We start from the raw sequence: 17,461 nt of genomic DNA, 5'->3' as shown, positions 1-17,461 counted from the left end.
ATTTTTTTCAGAATGTATCTCGTTATTTTTGCGTTGATCACCCAATGTTTATTTGCGCAGAATTATCCGGACGGAATGTCGGAAGGAACTTTAAAAATCAACTCCACCAGCGTTCCTGTAAAAATCTACAGCACGACAGAATTAGGCGATCTTAATGTATTTCCTGACAGAAAAGTAGACGGGAATGTACTGATTATTCTGAACGAATCGAATTTCGAGCCCGCATTCTTTAGTTTCGGTGCTATGACCCTGGATAAGCTGAAGCAGGCAAAATACCAGCTTTTGGATAAAAATTTCAGACTGATAGAGTCTCCTGCGACCAAGGAAAACATCGGAACCTTTAAATATGCAGTAAAATCCAACAAACCGATTACCTCTGCAGATCAGGTAAGCCTGGAGACCCCTTTTAAAATCTGGGATCCTTCAAAAGGAATTGTGCTTGGTCCAATTACCCTGCACTTTTACAGCTTAATGTTCATTTTCGCATTTGGATTCGGTTATGTTTTAATGACAAAAATATTTAAGATTGATAATGTAAACCAAAAATATCTTGAGCCTTTATTTACATGGACATTGGTGGGAACAATTCTCGGAGCACGTCTGGGACACGTTATTTTCTATCAGCCGGAATTGTTTAAAGAAGACTTCTGGAGTGTATTCTTACCGATCAGCACCAAAAACGGTCTTCACTTTACAGGTTTTTCAGGATTGGCCAGCCATGGTGCTACGATCGCTTTGATCTTTACCACTCTTTATTACTCATTCAAAATCATTAAGAAAAATCCTTTCTGGGTATATGACAGACTGGGAATCGTCGTTGCTTTGGGTGGTGCTTTTGTAAGAATGGGTAACTTCTTCAACTCTGAAATTATCGGAAAACCGGCAGATCCCAACTCTCCTTTTGCTTTGCTTTTCCCGCAACAGAGCAGTGAATATGGGGTGACTGTTCCCCGTTATCCTTCACAGCTTTTTGAGGCATTCGGATATGTATGTCTGTTTGTTATTTTATGGATTTTATACAGAAAAACCAATAAGAAGTACCAGCAGGGATGGCTATTTGGTCTTTTCTTCATTATCCTTTGGGCCATCAGATTCTTTGTAGAATTCCTGAAAGAACCTCAGGGTGACGAATTCATCCAGTTTGGAGGACTAAACACCGGACAGGTGCTATCGATTCCTTTTATGATTGCCGGAGTTGTCATCATGATTATTTCTAAAAAGTTTAAAATTACGCAGGCCGAAAACGAAAAACCTGAATAATTTAAAAATATATTTTACGGAAAAGCCGTTAAAAAAAGCAAGTCTATTCAGGCTTGCTTTTTTGTTATTCTTACATTTATCTTCTATCCATCTATCCTTCTTTACAAAACCTTCTGAACCTTCGCATTCAACTCCGCAAAAACATTCCCGAATTCAGCAATGACGTCGGTAGGCAGCATCGATTCCTTGGAATACTTTTCGGAAGCGAACTCGGCAGCCTTTCCGTGGAACCATACGCCAAGCAGAGCAGCTTCTTCTTCAGAATATTGCTGAGCCAGCAATGAGGTGATAATGCCTGTCAGAATATCTCCGCTTCCACCTTTTGCCAGTCCGGAATTGCCGGTAATATTATAGAACACCTTTCCTTCCGGTGTGATAACCTGCGTATGATGATCTTTTAACACAATATAAATCTGAAGTTCATGCGCTTTATTTTTGGCCAACAAAGTTCTTTCAAATGAATTCTCAGTTTTACCGAATAGCCTTTCAAACTCTTTCGGATGAGGCGTAATAATTGATTTTTGCGGAATTAAAAGAAGATGATCAGGATTCTCAGCAATTATATTTAATGCATCCGCATCCAGAATTAAAGGCTTTGAGTAATTCTTCAGGAATTTTAAAAGGCTGTCTGATGTCTTTTTGTGAGTTCCTAAACCGGGACCTATTCCGCATACCGATGTTTCATCAAACTCGAAACGGTCGATATAATCGATTCCACCTTCCATAAACATAGCCTCCGGATCAGAGGTCTGCAAAATTTCATATCCGCATTTCGGAGCGAGCACAAAAGTAAGACCTGCACCAGTCCTGAGTGCTGACCTCGCAGAAAGTACCGCAGCCCCCATTTTGCCATAACTTCCACCGGCGATAGTAACCTTTCCGTACGTCCCTTTATGTGAAAATTCGTTTCTGACCCTGAAAATATTTTTGATCAGTTCTTCATCGATGACAAAATCCTGAGTTTCTGTCTCGTCAATATAATCCTGACTTAAATTGATATCCAAGATCTGAACTTTTCCGGCAAACTTTCCGGTTTCGGTATGAAGAAAACATTTTTTCCAGAACTGAAAGCTGAGGGTATAATCTGCCATAAAAACCGCTGCATCAGAATCTGAAATACCATCTGCCAGGAGACCGGAAGGAAGGTCGATGGAGATTTTTATATTGTTTTTTTGGTTTAAAAGTTCAACAAGATCCTTCATTTCATTCTCTAAGTCTCTGGAAAGCCCGGTTCCAAACAGCGCATCGATAATTACCGTTCTGCTGTCAAACCGGTAGTTCATTGCTTCTTTGAATTCTCTTACCGTTATCCCTGATATTTCTCGGATATGCTTAAAATTTTCCAGAGCGTCCGGAGAGAATTTTGATTTTGAATTGGTGAATATATCGATATCAAAACCCTTCTGATACAGCATTCTCGCTATTGCAAAGCCATCACCACCATTGTTTCCGCTTCCGCAGAATATGGCGAAGTTTCTGTGATGATTACAGTTTTCGAAAATCCAGTCTACGCAGGCTTCTACCGCCCTTTCCATTAGCTGGATCGAAGAAATCGGTTCGTTTTTTATGGTATATTGATCACAATTGCGAATCTGCTCTGCTGTGAAAATCTTCATTGAAATATTTTTTATGATGTCTTAAGAGCAATTTACGAAAAAGAAAATTTAAAAGGAATACGCCAAGAGATTTATCATAATATATCAGATTAAAATTTATACCTGATCGGTACCTCTTCATTAAGAATATCATTAAGTATCAATATTTACACATTTTTTTGTAACTTAATTCCCTTCTTTCGGATAAAACTTTAAAAAATATAATATGGGATTTGTAAAAGAATTTAAAGAATTTGCATTCAAAGGGAATGTTCTAGACCTTGCAGTCGGTGTGATTATTGGTGCTGCTTTCAGTGCTATTGTAAAATCATTCGTGGATGATATCATCACTCCTCTCCTGTTGAATCCTGCGTTGGAAAAGGCTAATGTAAAGAACATTGCAGAACTTTCATGGGGAGGTGTAAAGTACGGTAATTTTTTATCTTCCGTAATCAGCTTCCTGATTGTTGCGTTTGTCTTATTTCTTCTGATTAAAGGGGTTAACAGTCTTAATAAAAAACCGAAAGAAGAAGCTCCTGCAGCACCCGTACTTACTGAAGATCAGAAACTGCTGATGGAAATCAGAGATCTGCTAAAAGCTAAAAACAACGTATAAAACAAAAGCACTTCATCCCGAAGTGCTTTATCTATTTTTCTGTTACATTCGATTACTGAATCTGTAGAATACTTGAGATCTGTTCTGCCAGAGAAAGCCCGATTCTGTCCTGAGCTTCCAGTGTAGAGGCACCGGTATGTGGTGTCATAGAGATCTTCGGATGACTCAGAATTTCTTTTGAAGGTGTCGGTTCATTGATAAATACATCAAGTCCTGCGAATTTCACTTTTCCTGAATCCAATGCTTCAATTAAAGCCGTTTCATCAATTACGCCTCCTCTTGAACAGTTCACGATGGCTACGCCGTCTTTCATCATCTCGAATTCATTTTTCCCGATCATATATCCGTCTTTCTGAGCCGGTACGTGAAGCGTTATGAAATCAGAATGCTGAAGCACGTCATGAAGAGGTTCTGTTTCTATATCAACATTAATAAACTGTTTATTGTAAAAGGTTACTTTAATACTTGCCTTCCCTACATTACTGTCCGCTGCAACGACTCTCATTCCAAGACCTAAAGCAATCTTAGCAACTTCCTGTCCGATTCTACCCATCCCTACAATACCGATGGTTTTTCCTTTTAGTTCGATACCCGCTGCGTATGCTTTTTTAAGTGCGGCAAATTCCGTATCACCTACGACCGGCATTTTTCTATTGGAATCCTGCAGGAATCTTGCTCCTGAAAACAGGTGGGCAAAAACCAGCTCAGCTACAGATTCTGATGAAGCCGACGGCGTATTGATCACATGAATTCCTTTTTCTCTTGCATAATCAACGTCAATGTTATCCATTCCTACACCGCCACGCCCGATGATTTCCAGAGACGGACAGTTGTCGATAATATCTTTTCTCACCTGCGTTGCACTGCGCACCAACAGGGTACGGATCTTATGCTCATTAATATAATCCATCAAAAACTCCTGCGGAACTTTGGTGGTGATTACTTCAAAACCTTTCTCAGTCAATGCATCAATACCCGATTGATCCAAACCGTCGTTTGCTAAAACTTTCATAAAATTTTTGTCATTATATTAAAGATTAAACGACAGAATCAGCTTAAGGGAAATTAATCGTTTAATCTGTTCATTAAATTTTTATTCTTCCTCTCTGAAAACTTCAATCGTTACCTGTTTTTCAACAAGATCTGTGAATTTGCCTTTGTATCTTGTAGCTCTCACCAGATGATTGTCGATCCAGTGGTAGTTTCCGCCTCTGGGCTTTCCGCACAGTACGCTGTGATATTTGAAACCATGCTTATCGAGCCAGTCGATGGTAATCTGCTTAAGGTTTTCTGTTCTTGATGTGAAAAAACAGATCTGATGTCCTTCATCATACCATTTGTTGATGGTTTCCAAGGCGTCAGGAAAAGGCTCGCAGGTAACCATTCTCTCAGGTTCTTCGTTCGGAACATCTTCTGTAATGGTTCCGTCAATATCGATCAGGTAGTTTTTTACGCCATCTTTCAGGATAGGGCTAATGTGGTCTTTGTACTCTAATTCCATCGTAAAAATTTGAAAGGCAAAGTTACGGCTTTTACATCAATAAGTCCCGCTAAACTTAGCAAATATGAATTTTTTAAACCAAATTTAAATATCTGATTAATAATTTTAACAAAAACAGTTGTTTTTTTATAATTAAAGTTAAAAATATTCTTTCAGCGAAAAATAAAATTCTACCGAGATATTTTATTATACCTAAAAATTATGATGTTTAACCAAAAATTTCCGAAATACATTTATTAGACTTACATTTGTAAAAATGGAAGAATACGTAGTTTTAGTCAATCCTGAGGATCAGATCACCGGCACGATGGAAAAGCAGCAGGCACACATCAACGGCCTTTTGCACAGAGCTTTTTCAGTATTTCTGTTCAACAGCAAAGGCGAAATGCTTTTGCAGAAGAGAGCTTCGGGAAAATACCACTCTCCATTAAAATGGACCAATGCCGTATGTTCTCACCCCAGAGTTGAGGAAACTTATCTTGAAGGCGCAAGACGACGCGTAAAAGAAGAACTCGGAATTGAAGCCGATCTTTCGGAAAAATTCAGCTTCATTTATAAAGCTGATGTCGGCAACGGTCTTTGGGAGCACGAACTGGATCATGTTTTCGTAGGGATTTTCGAAGACGAATTTTATCTGAATAAAGAAGAAGTGGAGGAAGTACGCTACATCACTTTTGAAGATCTCGATCAGGAAATGTCGGAACATCCTGAGAATTTTACAGAATGGTTCAAGATTATTCTTGAAGAATATAAACACCATTTCAATTCATGAAAAAGATAATTCTTACGTTTCTGCTGTTTTTAGGATCGCTGTTTTATGCCCAAACTGTTCCTACAGAGACTTATGAGAGTGAAAATTACTCCATCAGCCATCCCGCCGGCTGGAAAGTGACCAATAATGACGATATTATCAATATCTTTCCTCCTAATCAGATAGGAGCTATTACTATTTCAGAATATCATGATCTGAACCTCCCGAAAGCGGAAACCAAAAAGTTCATCCTTGCGCTTTACAAATCTGCGGACGAGGAAAAAAAAGTCACCTCTAAAAGCGGTAAAAAAGGATACACAGAATATTTTTACGAATATCTTGATGAAAAAGAAAAGCTGATTTGGCTCACGAAAGTATTTCAGAAAGATAAAAACCTCTACCTGGTATCGGTAAATTGCAGCCAGAAATACTGGAACGGCAATTATATGAAAATTTTCAACGAAGCTTTTGACAGTTTTAAAATAAAGAAATAGAAATAAAAATTAAATATGAAGAAGACAGCATTGTACGACAAGCACGTGTCTTTGGGTGCTAAAATCGTACCTTTTGCAGGTTTTGAAATGCCTGTACAATATTCCGGAGTTACGGAAGAACATTTTGCCGTAAGAGAAAAGGCAGGTCTGTTTGACGTTTCCCACATGGGACAGTTTTTCATTGAAGGACCTGGCTCCAAAGAACTTTTACAGTATGTTACGACAAACAACGTAGACGCTTTGGAAAACGGAAAAGCTCAGTATTCATGCCTTCCTAATGAAAACGGAGGAATTGTGGATGACCTGATCGTTTACAAAATGGAAGACGACAAATATTTCGTAGTAGTCAATGCTTCAAACATCGATAAAGACTGGGATCACATCTCTAAATACAATACTTTCGGAGCAAAAATGACGAATGCTTCAGATGACATGTCTTTACTGGCTGTTCAGGGTCCGAAAGCAACTGAAATTCTTCAAAAGCTTACAGAAACCAACCTTTCAGAAATTCCTTATTATCACTTTACAGTAGGTTCTGTAGCAGGCGTGAATGATGTAATCATCTCCAACACCGGATATACCGGAAGCGGCGGATTTGAAATTTATTTTAAGAATGAAGATGCTGTAACCCTTTGGGATGCGATTATCGAAGCGGGTACCGAAGAAGGAATTATCCCTTGCGGACTGGCTGCCAGAGATACATTACGTCTTGAAAAAGGTTTCTGCCTTTACGGAAACGATATCGACGACACCACTTCTCCGATAGAAGCAGGCTTAGGGTGGATTACGAAATTTGATAAAGATTTTATTTCTAAAGAAGTTTTTGCGAAACAAAAAGAAGAAGGGGTAACCAGAAAATTAGTTGGTTTCGAACTTACTGATAAAGGTGTTCCAAGACACGACTACCCTGTTGTCGATGCAGAAGGAAATGTAATCGGGAAAGTAACTTCAGGAACACAGTCTCCAATGAAAAAAGTAGGTTTGGGTCTTGCTTATGTCGACAAACCTCACTTCAAATTAGGTTCTGAGATTTTCATCCAGGTAAGAAATAAAAATATTCCTGCGAAAGTGGTGAAAGCACCGTTTGTGTAACCTTGCAATATCACTTTGTCAAAGTTTAAATCTTTGACAAAGTTTAAAATACTGTAAAACCTGCTTTGTTGCAGGTTTTATTTTTTTAGGAGCTTGATCCGGCTATCCACTATATCTTTATTTTCGGCGGGAGCTTCGCTCCCGCCGAAAATAAAGGATGCCGTTCCTATCCGGGCTAGAAATGGTCAATCAAATTGTATTTCTTTCAATCAATCCGGAATATTTTGGAAAGTTATTGATTGCGAAATATTTGTTTGAGACTTCCGCCAACCGCATTTTGTTTCGCGCAATCTGTTTGAGACTTTCTGCAATCGCAGTTTGTTCCCCACAAATTGCTGGAGACTTCCGTCAGTTGCAGTTTGTTTCCTGCAATCTGCCTGAGACTTTCGTCAACTGAATTTTGTTTCTCGCAAACTGTTTGAGACTTCCGTAAAAGTTGTTCTGTTGCTGATCATTTTTTAATTAAAAAGCCATTGACACAAAAAAACCTCACAGGTTTTAAAAACCTGTGAGGTTTGAGACTATTCAAAACATATTTTAAATTTGAATTCTTTACAAAGCTATTTCACTCCAAAAAATGTCTGCAAAGCCTCAATATTTTTCTTATCATTTCCCACGAAAATTTTATCATCTGTCAGGAAAACCGGACGTTTAAGAAAAGTGTAATGATCCAATAACAATTCCTTGAAATCATTTTCTGTCAGAGACTTTACGTCAAGTCCTCTTAATTTAATCTGTGTCGATTTTTTGCTGAATAATGCTTCGTAAGATTTTGTATGGCTGTACATTTCCTGCAATTCTTCCGTCGTTACGGGCTGTTTTCTTATTTCGTGCATTTCCCAGTCACTAAGGTCAAACTGTGCTAAAATTTTCCTGCAGGTATCACATGTATTTAAATGAAATACTTTTTTCATAAAGATGATAATTTATATTAGGATAAAAACTAAGTTTTCGACTTCAAAAGTAAGATTTAATCTAAAATTTTAAAAATTATAAATACCTTTAATCAAATTTTTTGATTAATGGAGAACAAGCCAATTACTTTTCAGTTTATTTCCGAACCTTCGGATGTTAATTATGGAGGCAACGTACATGGAGGAAGCGTCATGAAGTGGATCGATCAGGCCGGCTACGCATGTGCCACAACTTGGAGTGGAAACTATTCCGTTACCGTGTATGTTGGCGGAATCCGCTTTTATGAACCTATAAAAATCGGGGAAATTGTAAAAGTAGAAGCACAGGTGATTTACACCGGATCTTCAAGCATGCATATTTCGATTAATGTTTTTTCACGGAACTTGAAACAGCCGAAATTCGACAAAAAAACGCACTGCATTATTGTCTTTGTCGCAGTTGATGAAAACGGTAAAAAGCTTCCTGTTCCAAAATGGATTCCTGAAACTGAAGAAGACAGACAGAAAGAACAGTATGCCAAGCGCCTGATGGAACTGAGAACACAGATCGAAGATGAAATGAAACCCTTCCTGTAATGCTTAGAAAAGACTTTATAAAACTTTCATCCCTGGGATTTTTAGGCTTATATTCCTGTGGAATTTTTAATGTAAATAAAAGAAAAAACACATTGGCTATTCAGTTATATACCGTTCGTGATGCTATTGCAGAAGACCTTGAAAAAACACTGGAGAAACTTGCTTCATTAGGCTTTACCGGACTCGAAATTTATGGATACAACGGTAATTTTTTCGAAAAAAACAGAAATGAATTTAAAGAGATCCTGAAAAATACTGGATTTAGAGTTATCAGTTCACATCATACTACGGGAATTCAGCACAAAGAACAAGGAACTTTATTGCAAAACTGGGAAAAATCCGTAGAAGATCTGCATTTCATTGGTTCAGAATATATGGTGTGCTCTTATCTTTTTCCGGAAGAAAGAACCATCGAAAATTATAAGAAACTTCCAGACTTATTTAACAAATCAGGGGAAATCACAAAGAATGCGGGAATACAGTTTGCCTATCACAATCACGATTTTGAATTTGAAAAATTTGATGAAAACCAAAATGTTTATGATTTTATTTTAACACATTCTTCATCAGATCTAGTAAAAATGGAGCTTGATCTGTATTGGATTGCCAAAGCAGGGCTTGATCCCATAAGTTATTTTGAAAAATATCCGGGAAGATTTCCGTTATGGCATGTGAAAGATATGAAACCCGGCTCCCTGAATTTTACAGAAATAGGAAACGGAACGATAGATTTTGAAAGAATTTTTAAAGCGAAAGAAAAAGCTGGTCTTCAGCATTGGTTTTTGGAACAGGATTCCAGCGATAAAGATATGTTTGAAAGTATTCGCATCAGCCGGGATTTTATTGCTAAACATGATTTCTTTCTGAAATAATTTTTATATTTGTAACGTTAAAAGGAAATGGTGTTCTTCCTTGCCCAACCGCTTTTCAAAAGCTGATGACGCCTGATTAAAAGATTATTAACAGTAACTTGATCAGGTAAATTATGTCTAAAAATTTGAAACCTTTCACCCGAAAAACCAAAATCCGTACCCGATTTTTCTTACGGAAATATCCGGCATTATTATATGTTATGAAATGGCTGTTAATCAGTATTATTATCGGGCTCCTTGTCGGAAGTGCTTCTGCAGGTTTTTTAACATCATTATCATGGGCAACACACTTCAGAGAAAAACATATTTGGCTGATTGCTTTTCTTCCTTTAGCAGGATTAGCCGTTGGAATGCTGTATCACTATTACGGAAAAGATGTAGAAGCCGGAAATAATCTTCTGATCGAGACCATTCATGAGCCTGGAAAAAAGACAATTCCTTTTAAGATGGCACCGTTTGTTTACCTGGGTACTATTGTCACGCATTTTTTTGGAGGATCTGCAGGACGTGAGGGAACAGCCTTGCAGATGGCCGGGGCCATTTCGGATCAGTTTAATCGGCTTTTAAGATTAAACCAAAATGAAAGGAAAATCCTGATCGTTTCAGCGATTGCCGCAGGATTCGGATCTGTGTTCGGAACTCCTCTGGCGGGAGCGGTTTTTGGACTTGAAGTTTTTTTAATCGGTAAAATCAGATACAACGGGATTTTTCCTGCTTTTGCTTCTGCCATTTTAGCGGATCAGGTAACTAAACTCTGGAACGTACAGCATACCCACTATCATATCGACAGTATCCCAACAATTGACTTTTTATCATTTATTTACTGCATTATTGCCGGAATTGCTTTCGGAATATGCGCTGCAACGTTCAGCAAAATGATGCATAACACGAGCAATCTTTTCAAATTAAAAATACATTATCCGCCATTCCGATCCTTTGCCGGCGGAATAATCGTAGCTGTCGCAGTTTTTGCAATGGGATCAACACGATATATCGGGCTGGGAATTCCTGTGATTGAAGAAGCTTTCGGAAAACAGCTGCCTTTCTATGATTTTGCCTTAAAAATGATTTTTACGGTGGTTACACTTTCCGCAGGTTTCAAAGGCGGTGAGGTTACTCCTTTATTTTTCATCGGGGCTACACTAGGCAGCGCGCTTTCCCTTATTGTTCCTCTTCCATTTTCCTTATTAGCAGGTATGGGCTTCGTTGCAGTCTTTGCAGGGGCAACCAATACTCCTTTGGCTTGCACACTAATGGGGATTGAACTGTTTGGAGCCGAATGCGGTGTTTATGTCTCAATAGCATGTATTGTTGCTTATTTATTTTCAGGGAACAACAGCATCTATACAAAACAAAAGATCGGAGAGGCCAAAAACAGCAGATCGGAATATCTTGTCAATAAAAGCTTTGAAGATTTGTAAAATACTATTTTTTTAAATTATTATCTTTAATGATGTTTGATTACAGATTAAAAGTTTTCCATACCGTAGCTTCACGTTTGAGTTTTACGAAGGCTTCAGCAGAGTTAAATATTTCACAACCTGCCGTCACAAAACATATTAAGGAAATAGAAAATCAGTTTAATACCAAATTGTTTGACAGAAAAGGCACTACCATTCAATTAACAAAGAGCGGGAAAATTTTATTTGAGTATGCTGAAAAAATCAGAAATATTTACCGAGACCTGGAATTTAAGATCAGTCAGATCAACCAGCAGCACAAAGGAAAACTTATCATCGGAGCCAGTACAACAATAGCACAATATATTTTACCGGAAATATTGGCAAAGTTTAAATCGTACTATAAAGAAATTCAGATTGAACTGATTGCTCACAATACGGAAATAATCTCTGAGCTGCTGAAAGATGGAAAAATAGATCTAGGAATCATCGAGGGCGAGTCTCAATCCAATTATTTTGATTACAAAAAATTTAAAAAAGATGAAATTGTTCTTGTCGCAAAAGCAACTCATCCGTTGTCCAACAAAACAATAAGTTTAAAAGAGCTGCATTCCATTGATTTGGTTTTCAGGGAATATGGTTCGGGATCATTAGAATTTATTCAGAATCGTTTAAAGGAAAAAGGAATTCTTGCAGATGAATTAAATATTGTGATGCAACTGGGAAGTAGTGAAAGTATTAAAAATTATCTTTTACATTCTGAAGGTATGGCCTTTCTCTCCATCAGCACCGTTCTTAATGAATTGAAAAATAATCTATTGAATATCATTGACATTAAAAATTTCAGCATCGAAAGAGATTTTCATTTTATTCTTCCAAAAGGTGAGCAATCTGAATTGATAAGGCTTTTCCTGAAATTTATGAATGTAGAGTGAATTAATCTATAACTAAAAGTTATTTTCAATAACAAAATACAATTTATTTTGTTATAATAATTTGTGGAATTTTGGATGATAATTTAAAGTTTTACAAATGAAAAAATTCATTCAATATGAAAGATCGAGGAAAATAATTTTTATTCTCTTGGCTTTGATTTGTTTCACGCCTTTTATTTCTTCGCCTATTGCTTTACTTTTAGGTTTTGTGTTAGTTTTACTTACAGGAAATCCTTTTGAGAAAAGCCTTCATCAGTATATCCATATATTATTACAGATTTCTATCGTCGGATTGGGTTTCGGATTAAAGCTAAATGAGGCTTTAGAAGCGGGAAAATCGGGATTTATGCTGACTGTAATCAGTATTTCAACGGTCATGATTCTGGGATATTTTGTAGGAAAGTCATTAAAAATTGAACGTCCCTTATCTTTTTTAATTTCGGTCGGAACAGCAATTTGCGGTGGAAGTGCCATTGCAGCTACTTCTCCCATCATTAAGCCCCAGCCTAAACAAATTTCTTTGGCACTTGCCATCGTATTTACCTTAAATTCCATTGCTTTGTTTTTGTATCCGGCCGTCGGGCATATGCTACATCTCACCCAGGAACAATTCGGATTGTGGTGCGCAATCGGAATTCATGATACCAGCTCAGTTGTGGGAGCAGCCAGTAAATATATTGCAACCACCGTCAAGCTTGCCCGCGCTTTATGGATTATTCCGGTTTCCCTTATGACCATGCTTGTTTTTAAAAGTAAAGATTCAAAAATCAGAATTCCGTGGTTTATCGGATATTTTATTCTCGCTATTTTGCTTAATACGTATTTCCCGATAGATCAGTTAAGTTCGGTTATTACCGTTATTGCGAAATCAGGACTCAATCTAACTTTATTTCTTATCGGTTCTACACTTTCCATCCAGGCATTGAAAAGTATTGGCATGAAACCTCTGGCCTTTGCAGTCTTCTTATGGATTTTTATTAGTACAGGAAGTCTGTTAATTATTTTAAATATGAATTAAAGTTGTATATAGACTACTACCCTAGCCTCGATTGTAGCAATTGTCTGAGCTCATTTTATATTTTTATGGTTTTGGCGGGCCTTCGGCCCGCCAAAACCATAAAAATATAAAATAGCGAGTGCGGAAAGCGAGAAAAAGCTCCTAAGAATAAAATAATATATCATTACAAAAACCTCCCGGAGAACCAGAAGGCTTTTGCGTATTAAATGTGGAAATGTTTATTTCTAACTGAAATAATTCTGTTGATTAGCAGGTAATTACCTGTGGACAAGCGATGTAAGATGAGCAGTATTTTGGCCCTGTAACTGCGCCTGTACAGCTGCATCCGCAAAGTGAAAGATCAGGAGTTCCCAGTGAGCCACCGCCTCCTACACCTCCTACGATGTTTTTAAGATCTGACTTCTTTAATTTCTTGGCGTTTTTCAAAAAATTTTGCATTGTGATTTGGTTTTTAAGGTGATATAATTTAATTACAGTCTCAAAGTTAAACAAATATTAATTATTCAAAGCATAATTTAATATTAAATTTGATAATTTATTTATATTGTTTAACTTATTAAAAATTAATAACGAAAATATTCGTGGAAATATTTTAAATAGCATAAATTATTCTGTAAATTCCAGGTCTCTGTTATGGGTTTCGGATATTGTCAGTGAAGAATAAAATGCGAGTGCGAACACGATTGTTCCTACTATTGCTGCACTTATAATAACAGAAAAATCATTTTTAAAAAAGTCAAAAGCCAGAATCATTACAGGAACAAGTCCGCGAACCATATTCGGTACAGTAGTCGTAGCCGTATTTCTGATGTTTGTTCCGAACTGTTCTGCAGCCAGCGTTACAAACATTGCCCAATAGCCTGTTCCAAGTCCCAGCCAGACACAGAAAATATAATATCTGGTTTCTGTATCTGTATTTCCGAATAACATGATAACAACTCCGATAATGGTAAAAAGCAGCATGATGAGAATGGCTCTTTTCCTTGATTTTAAAAGATGAGAAATAAATCCGCTGGCCAGGTCGCCTACGGAAATTCCAATGTAAGCCCACATAATGGCTTTTCCAGGACTAAGATCTTTAATGCCTAGCTCCGGAGCAAATTGATTGGCAAGAACTGCCAGAATTCCAATGCAATACCATGTAGGCAGACCAATTGCAATACATTTGACGTATCTTATAAACCGATTTTTATTGGTGAAAAAAGAAAAGAAGTTTCCTTTTGAAACGTGCTGATGTTCCATGTTCTTGTAAATTCCCGATTCTGATACGCTGATTCTGAGAAATAATAATAAGATTCCAAGAATACCTCCGATAATGTAGGAAACATTCCAGCCGCCGGCTAATTCAACCGTTAGCTGGGCCACAACAGCTCCCATTAATCCAAAGCCGGCAACTACGGAGGTCCCAATAGCCCTCAGATTCTTCGGAAGGCTTTCAGAAACAAGCGTAATTCCTGCTCCAAGTTCCCCGGCAAGCCCAATGCCTGCAATGAATCTCAAAGCAGCATATTGATAGACCAAATGCTTCTCAGGGAAATGCGGTAAAAATCCACACGCGATATTCGCCAGTGAATAGACTAAAATTGAGCCAAAGAGTACAGACAGCCTCCCTTTTTTATCACCAAAAACTCCCCAGAATATTCCTCCAATAAGCAATCCTACCATCTGGGCATTGAGGATAAATGTTCCGTCAGTATCAGGATTTAAACCTAAAGCTTTTAAACTGGGAATTCTTACAATACCGAACAATAACAAATCATAAATATCAACAAAATATCCCAAAGCGGAAATGATCACAGGAATTGAAAAAATGTACTTCAGTTTCGAAGACAAGGAAAGCTCTTGCATTGAATTTAATTTTGCTAAAAATAAAAAACCTTCCAATTTCTTGAAAGGTTTTTATGAAATATCTTTTTTGGTTGTTATCTCGCAATATTTACAGCCCTTGTTTCCCTGATTACGGTTACTTTTACCTGTCCCGGATAAGTAAGTTCGTTCTGGATTTTTTCTGAAATATCATAAGAAAGCTGGGAAGCGACTTCATCATTTACTTTACCGCTTTCTACCATTACTCTTAATTCTCTACCTGCCTGGATTGCATATGCTGATGAAACACCATCAAAGCTTAACGCAGCAGATTCAAGGTCTTTCAATCTTTGGATGTATGATTCAAGCACCTGTCTTCTCGCACCCGGTCTTGCCCCTGAAATTGCATCCGCTACCTGGATGATCGGCGACAGTAGTGATGTCATTTCCACTTCGTCGTGGTGAGCTCCGATAGCGTTTACCACTTCTGCATTTTCACCGTATTTCTCTGCCCATTGCATTCCTAATAAGGCGTGAGGAAGCTCAGATTCCTGCTCAGGAACTTTACCGATATCATGTAATAAACCTGCTCTTTTCGCTAATTTTACATTTAATCCTAATTCTGCAGCCATCGTTGCAGCAATGTTTGCTACTTCTCTTGAGTGCTGTAGTAAGTTTTGTCCGTAAGAAGAACGGTATTTCATTCTACCAACGATTTTGATCAGTTCAGGATGTAATCCGTGAATTCCTAAATCAATAATCGTTCTTTTCCCTACTTCAATAATTTCCTCTTCAATTTGTTTTCTGGTTTTTTCAACTACTTCTTCAATTCTTGCAGGGTGAATTCTTCCGTCTGTAACCAATCTGTGAAGTGATAATCTCGCGATCTCTCTTCTTACCGGATCAAAGCATGAAAGAAGAATAGCTTCCGGTGTATCATCAACAATGATCTCCACGCCCGTTACGGCTTCTAAAGCACGAATATTTCTACCTTCTCTACCGATAATTCTACCTTTTACTTCATCCGATTCAATATTAAATACAGAAACGGAATTTTCGATGGCCTGCTCTGTTCCTATTCTCTGAATAGTCTGGATAACGATTTTCCTTGCTTCACTCTTCGCATTAAGCTGAGCTTCTTCCATGATGCTCTGAACGTGTGCCTGAGCTCTTGTCTTAGCCTCTGCTTTCATGGTTTCTACCAATTCTGCTCTTGCTTCTTCTGCTGTGTAATTTGCAATTTTTTCAAGAATTTCAACTTTTTTAGCAGTAGCAATATCCAATTCGTGTTGTTTTTTCTCTAAAATCTCTGTTTTCTTAGCGTAATCAGCGATTTGCTTATCCAGATCTTTCTCTAGTTTTCCTACTTTACTAAGCTCATCATTCAGCTTATGCTCTTTATCCTTAATTCTTTTTTCAACCTCCTGCATTTTCTTTTCACGCCCCTGAATATCAGCATCATGCTGGGATTTAAGTTCAAGAAATTTTTCCTTAGCCTGGAGATTTTTCTCTTTCTTTATGGATTCTGCCTGTACATTGGCTTTTTCTATAAGATTTTCGGCATTTTTCTTTGCATCGTCTATAATGAATTTTGCTTTAGTATTCAGTGAACTTTTGGAGAAAAATACTCCTGCCGCAGCTCCGATTACTAAACAGACAACGCCGACTATAACTTCTATCATAATTTATATTGAGTTTTAATTGTATTTACATAAATAAAAAAAGCCCACAATAATCCAGAGATTGAGAGTAAACTCCTAATCAACACGATTTGAACTGATTTCCACTGTCTGTAATCCGGACGGACCGGCACGCCATTCAATGGACATTTGTTCGGTAATTGTTTAGCGTTGAGTTTACCTTTAATGTGTTAGAATTATTGTAGGCAGCATTTTTTGGGAAAAAAAATCTATTTCCCTGTTTCATTCAACGACTGATTAATTTTCACTAATCTTTCGTTGGTAGATTGTATTGTTTTTTCGTAATTCATCGATACTACTTCTGCATTGGTTCCCAATTTAAGGGCACACATCGCCAACGCATCCTGTTTATCTCTGACATCGAAATTTTGTTCAAAATCTTTAATCATATTTTCAATCTGCTTCCCGACTTTACGCAAAGTTTCTTCTTCTGCTGCCGGTACGTTCAGCGGATATACCCTTCCTGCAATATTAATGGTTATTCTTCTTACTTCCATTATAATCCACTGTTTTGAAGCTGTGCAATACAGAAATCTATTTCCTTTACCAATCTGTTGATGTGATTTTTCATCAATCTGTTATGTTCAGGATTTCCGGATATTGCTGAATAAAGTTTTATATTTTTTTGTTCTTCTGCTAATACCTGATTTTTCTTCCTTTCTTCATCATATTTTTTCTTCAGGTCTTCATGCTCAATACTTAATTCTGAGAACTTTTCAGTAAGATTTTTATAGTTCTTTTGTAACAGCAAAATCTTTTTCTCTAATTCTGAAAAATTGTTTTCTAAATCTTGAAGCATTTCAGGTTTTGTATATTCTAACTAATAGCAAAAATAACAAAATATTAACACTAACAAAAATAAAAGTCTCTATATTTTGTTTTCAAACGGAAAAGGAGACGCAAATGCATCTCCTTTTTATATTTTATAATT

19 protein-coding genes and 1 riboswitch are annotated in these 17,461 nt (G+C 37.3%); of the genes, 10 read left to right on the top strand and 9 right to left on the bottom strand.

Annotated elements, in window-relative coordinates:
* Positions 1 to 393: 393 nt before the first annotated feature.
* Entirely contained in the window at positions 394 to 1,260 is an 867-nt protein-coding gene (lgt, locus tag AC3WV0_RS00830) for a prolipoprotein diacylglyceryl transferase (RefSeq protein ID WP_488844686.1), read from the top strand.
* Between the two features lie 101 nt (positions 1,261 to 1,361).
* On the opposite strand, the gene AC3WV0_RS00825 is transcribed toward lgt, so the two are convergent.
* Positions 1,362 to 2,876, bottom strand: a complete 1,515-nt coding sequence (locus tag AC3WV0_RS00825) for an NAD(P)H-hydrate dehydratase (protein WP_488843100.1) — start codon at positions 2,874 to 2,876, stop codon at positions 1,362 to 1,364.
* A 205-nt stretch (positions 2,877 to 3,081) separates the two neighbouring features.
* On the opposite strand from AC3WV0_RS00825, the gene mscL reads away from it, so the two are divergent.
* Positions 3,082 to 3,471: a large conductance mechanosensitive channel protein MscL gene (gene mscL, locus AC3WV0_RS00820; protein WP_089998569.1), complete on the top strand. Its 390-nt coding sequence runs from the start codon at positions 3,082 to 3,084 to the stop codon at positions 3,469 to 3,471.
* A 52-nt stretch (positions 3,472 to 3,523) separates the two neighbouring features.
* On the opposite strand, the gene AC3WV0_RS00815 is transcribed toward mscL, so the two are convergent.
* Together AC3WV0_RS00815 and AC3WV0_RS00810 are read right to left on the bottom strand one after the other, a co-directional pair.
* The gene (locus AC3WV0_RS00815) at positions 3,524 to 4,483 is read right to left on the bottom strand and encodes a D-2-hydroxyacid dehydrogenase (protein ID WP_488843098.1); all 960 of its coding nucleotides are present in this window, start codon (positions 4,481 to 4,483) and stop codon (positions 3,524 to 3,526) included.
* An 81-nt stretch (positions 4,484 to 4,564) separates the two neighbouring features.
* Positions 4,565 to 4,972, bottom strand: a complete 408-nt coding sequence (locus tag AC3WV0_RS00810; RefSeq protein WP_488843096.1) for an LNS2 domain-containing protein — start codon at positions 4,970 to 4,972, stop codon at positions 4,565 to 4,567.
* Positions 4,973 to 5,228: 256 nt separating this feature from the next.
* On the opposite strand from AC3WV0_RS00810, the gene idi reads away from it, so the two are divergent.
* The 3 genes from idi to gcvT are packed head-to-tail and all read left to right on the top strand — an operon-like array spanning position 5,229 to position 7,309.
* Positions 5,229 to 5,744 (top strand): isopentenyl-diphosphate Delta-isomerase, encoded by a 516-nt coding sequence (gene idi / locus AC3WV0_RS00805; protein WP_488843095.1) that lies wholly within the window; start codon positions 5,229 to 5,231, stop codon positions 5,742 to 5,744.
* Positions 5,741 to 6,217 carry a hypothetical protein gene (locus AC3WV0_RS00800; RefSeq protein ID WP_488843094.1) on the top strand — a complete coding sequence of 159 codons (477 nt, stop codon included), beginning with the start codon at positions 5,741 to 5,743 and terminating at the stop codon, positions 6,215 to 6,217. Before idi ends, AC3WV0_RS00800 begins: the two co-directional genes overlap by 4 nt.
* Before the next feature lie 15 nt (positions 6,218 to 6,232).
* Positions 6,233 to 7,309: a glycine cleavage system aminomethyltransferase GcvT gene (gene gcvT, locus AC3WV0_RS00795; protein ID WP_488843093.1), complete on the top strand. Its 1,077-nt coding sequence runs from the start codon at positions 6,233 to 6,235 to the stop codon at positions 7,307 to 7,309.
* A gap of 560 nt (positions 7,310 to 7,869) precedes the next feature.
* Here gcvT and AC3WV0_RS00790 read toward each other — a convergent pair.
* Positions 7,870 to 8,223, bottom strand: coding sequence for an arsenate reductase family protein (locus AC3WV0_RS00790; RefSeq protein WP_488843091.1), 354 nt, complete (start codon positions 8,221 to 8,223; stop codon positions 7,870 to 7,872).
* Between the two features lie 108 nt (positions 8,224 to 8,331).
* Between AC3WV0_RS00790 and AC3WV0_RS00785 the strand changes: the two genes are divergently transcribed.
* From AC3WV0_RS00785 to AC3WV0_RS00765, 5 genes are all read left to right on the top strand, one after another.
* A complete protein-coding gene (locus AC3WV0_RS00785) occupies positions 8,332 to 8,799 on the top strand; it encodes an acyl-CoA thioesterase (protein ID WP_312903029.1) in 468 nt (155 codons plus the stop codon).
* Positions 8,799 to 9,671 carry a sugar phosphate isomerase/epimerase family protein gene (locus AC3WV0_RS00780; RefSeq protein ID WP_488843088.1) on the top strand — a complete coding sequence of 291 codons (873 nt, stop codon included), beginning with the start codon at positions 8,799 to 8,801 and terminating at the stop codon, positions 9,669 to 9,671. Before AC3WV0_RS00785 ends, AC3WV0_RS00780 begins: the two co-directional genes overlap by 1 nt.
* Positions 9,672 to 9,685: 14 nt before the next feature.
* A riboswitch (Fluoride riboswitch) is annotated at positions 9,686 to 9,753 on the top strand.
* A 31-nt stretch (positions 9,754 to 9,784) separates the two neighbouring features.
* Complete coding sequence (locus AC3WV0_RS00775) at positions 9,785 to 11,092, top strand: voltage-gated chloride channel family protein (RefSeq protein WP_488843086.1); 1,308 nt, start codon at positions 9,785 to 9,787, stop codon at positions 11,090 to 11,092.
* 29 nt (positions 11,093 to 11,121) lie between these two features.
* Positions 11,122 to 12,006, top strand: coding sequence for a LysR substrate-binding domain-containing protein (locus AC3WV0_RS00770; RefSeq protein WP_488843084.1), 885 nt, complete (start codon positions 11,122 to 11,124; stop codon positions 12,004 to 12,006).
* A 97-nt stretch (positions 12,007 to 12,103) separates the two neighbouring features.
* Positions 12,104 to 13,024: a YeiH family protein gene (locus AC3WV0_RS00765; RefSeq protein ID WP_488843082.1), complete on the top strand. Its 921-nt coding sequence runs from the start codon at positions 12,104 to 12,106 to the stop codon at positions 13,022 to 13,024.
* A gap of 246 nt (positions 13,025 to 13,270) precedes the next feature.
* Here the strand turns inward: AC3WV0_RS00765 and AC3WV0_RS00760 are convergent, their stop codons facing one another.
* The 5 genes from AC3WV0_RS00760 to AC3WV0_RS00740 form a co-directional block, all read right to left on the bottom strand.
* Positions 13,271 to 13,462, bottom strand: coding sequence for a hypothetical protein (locus AC3WV0_RS00760; RefSeq protein ID WP_089998551.1), 192 nt, complete (start codon positions 13,460 to 13,462; stop codon positions 13,271 to 13,273).
* 168 nt (positions 13,463 to 13,630) lie between these two features.
* Positions 13,631 to 14,872 carry an MFS transporter gene (locus tag AC3WV0_RS00755; RefSeq protein WP_488843080.1) on the bottom strand — a complete coding sequence of 414 codons (1,242 nt, stop codon included), beginning with the start codon at positions 14,870 to 14,872 and terminating at the stop codon, positions 13,631 to 13,633.
* 74 nt (positions 14,873 to 14,946) lie between these two features.
* Positions 14,947 to 16,512 (bottom strand): ribonuclease Y, encoded by a 1,566-nt coding sequence (rny, locus tag AC3WV0_RS00750; RefSeq protein WP_488843078.1) that lies wholly within the window; start codon positions 16,510 to 16,512, stop codon positions 14,947 to 14,949.
* 227 nt (positions 16,513 to 16,739) lie between these two features.
* The gene (locus AC3WV0_RS00745; RefSeq protein WP_089998547.1) at positions 16,740 to 17,027 is read right to left on the bottom strand and encodes a cell division protein ZapA; all 288 of its coding nucleotides are present in this window, start codon (positions 17,025 to 17,027) and stop codon (positions 16,740 to 16,742) included.
* Complete coding sequence (locus AC3WV0_RS00740; protein WP_029294115.1) at positions 17,027 to 17,329, bottom strand: hypothetical protein; 303 nt, start codon at positions 17,327 to 17,329, stop codon at positions 17,027 to 17,029. Before AC3WV0_RS00740 ends, AC3WV0_RS00745 begins: the two co-directional genes overlap by 1 nt.
* Positions 17,330 to 17,461: the final 132 nt, after the last annotated feature.

The organism is Chryseobacterium sp. 27AL, from assembly GCF_057815395.1.
This window is presented reverse-complemented; position numbering and strand designations above follow the sequence as displayed.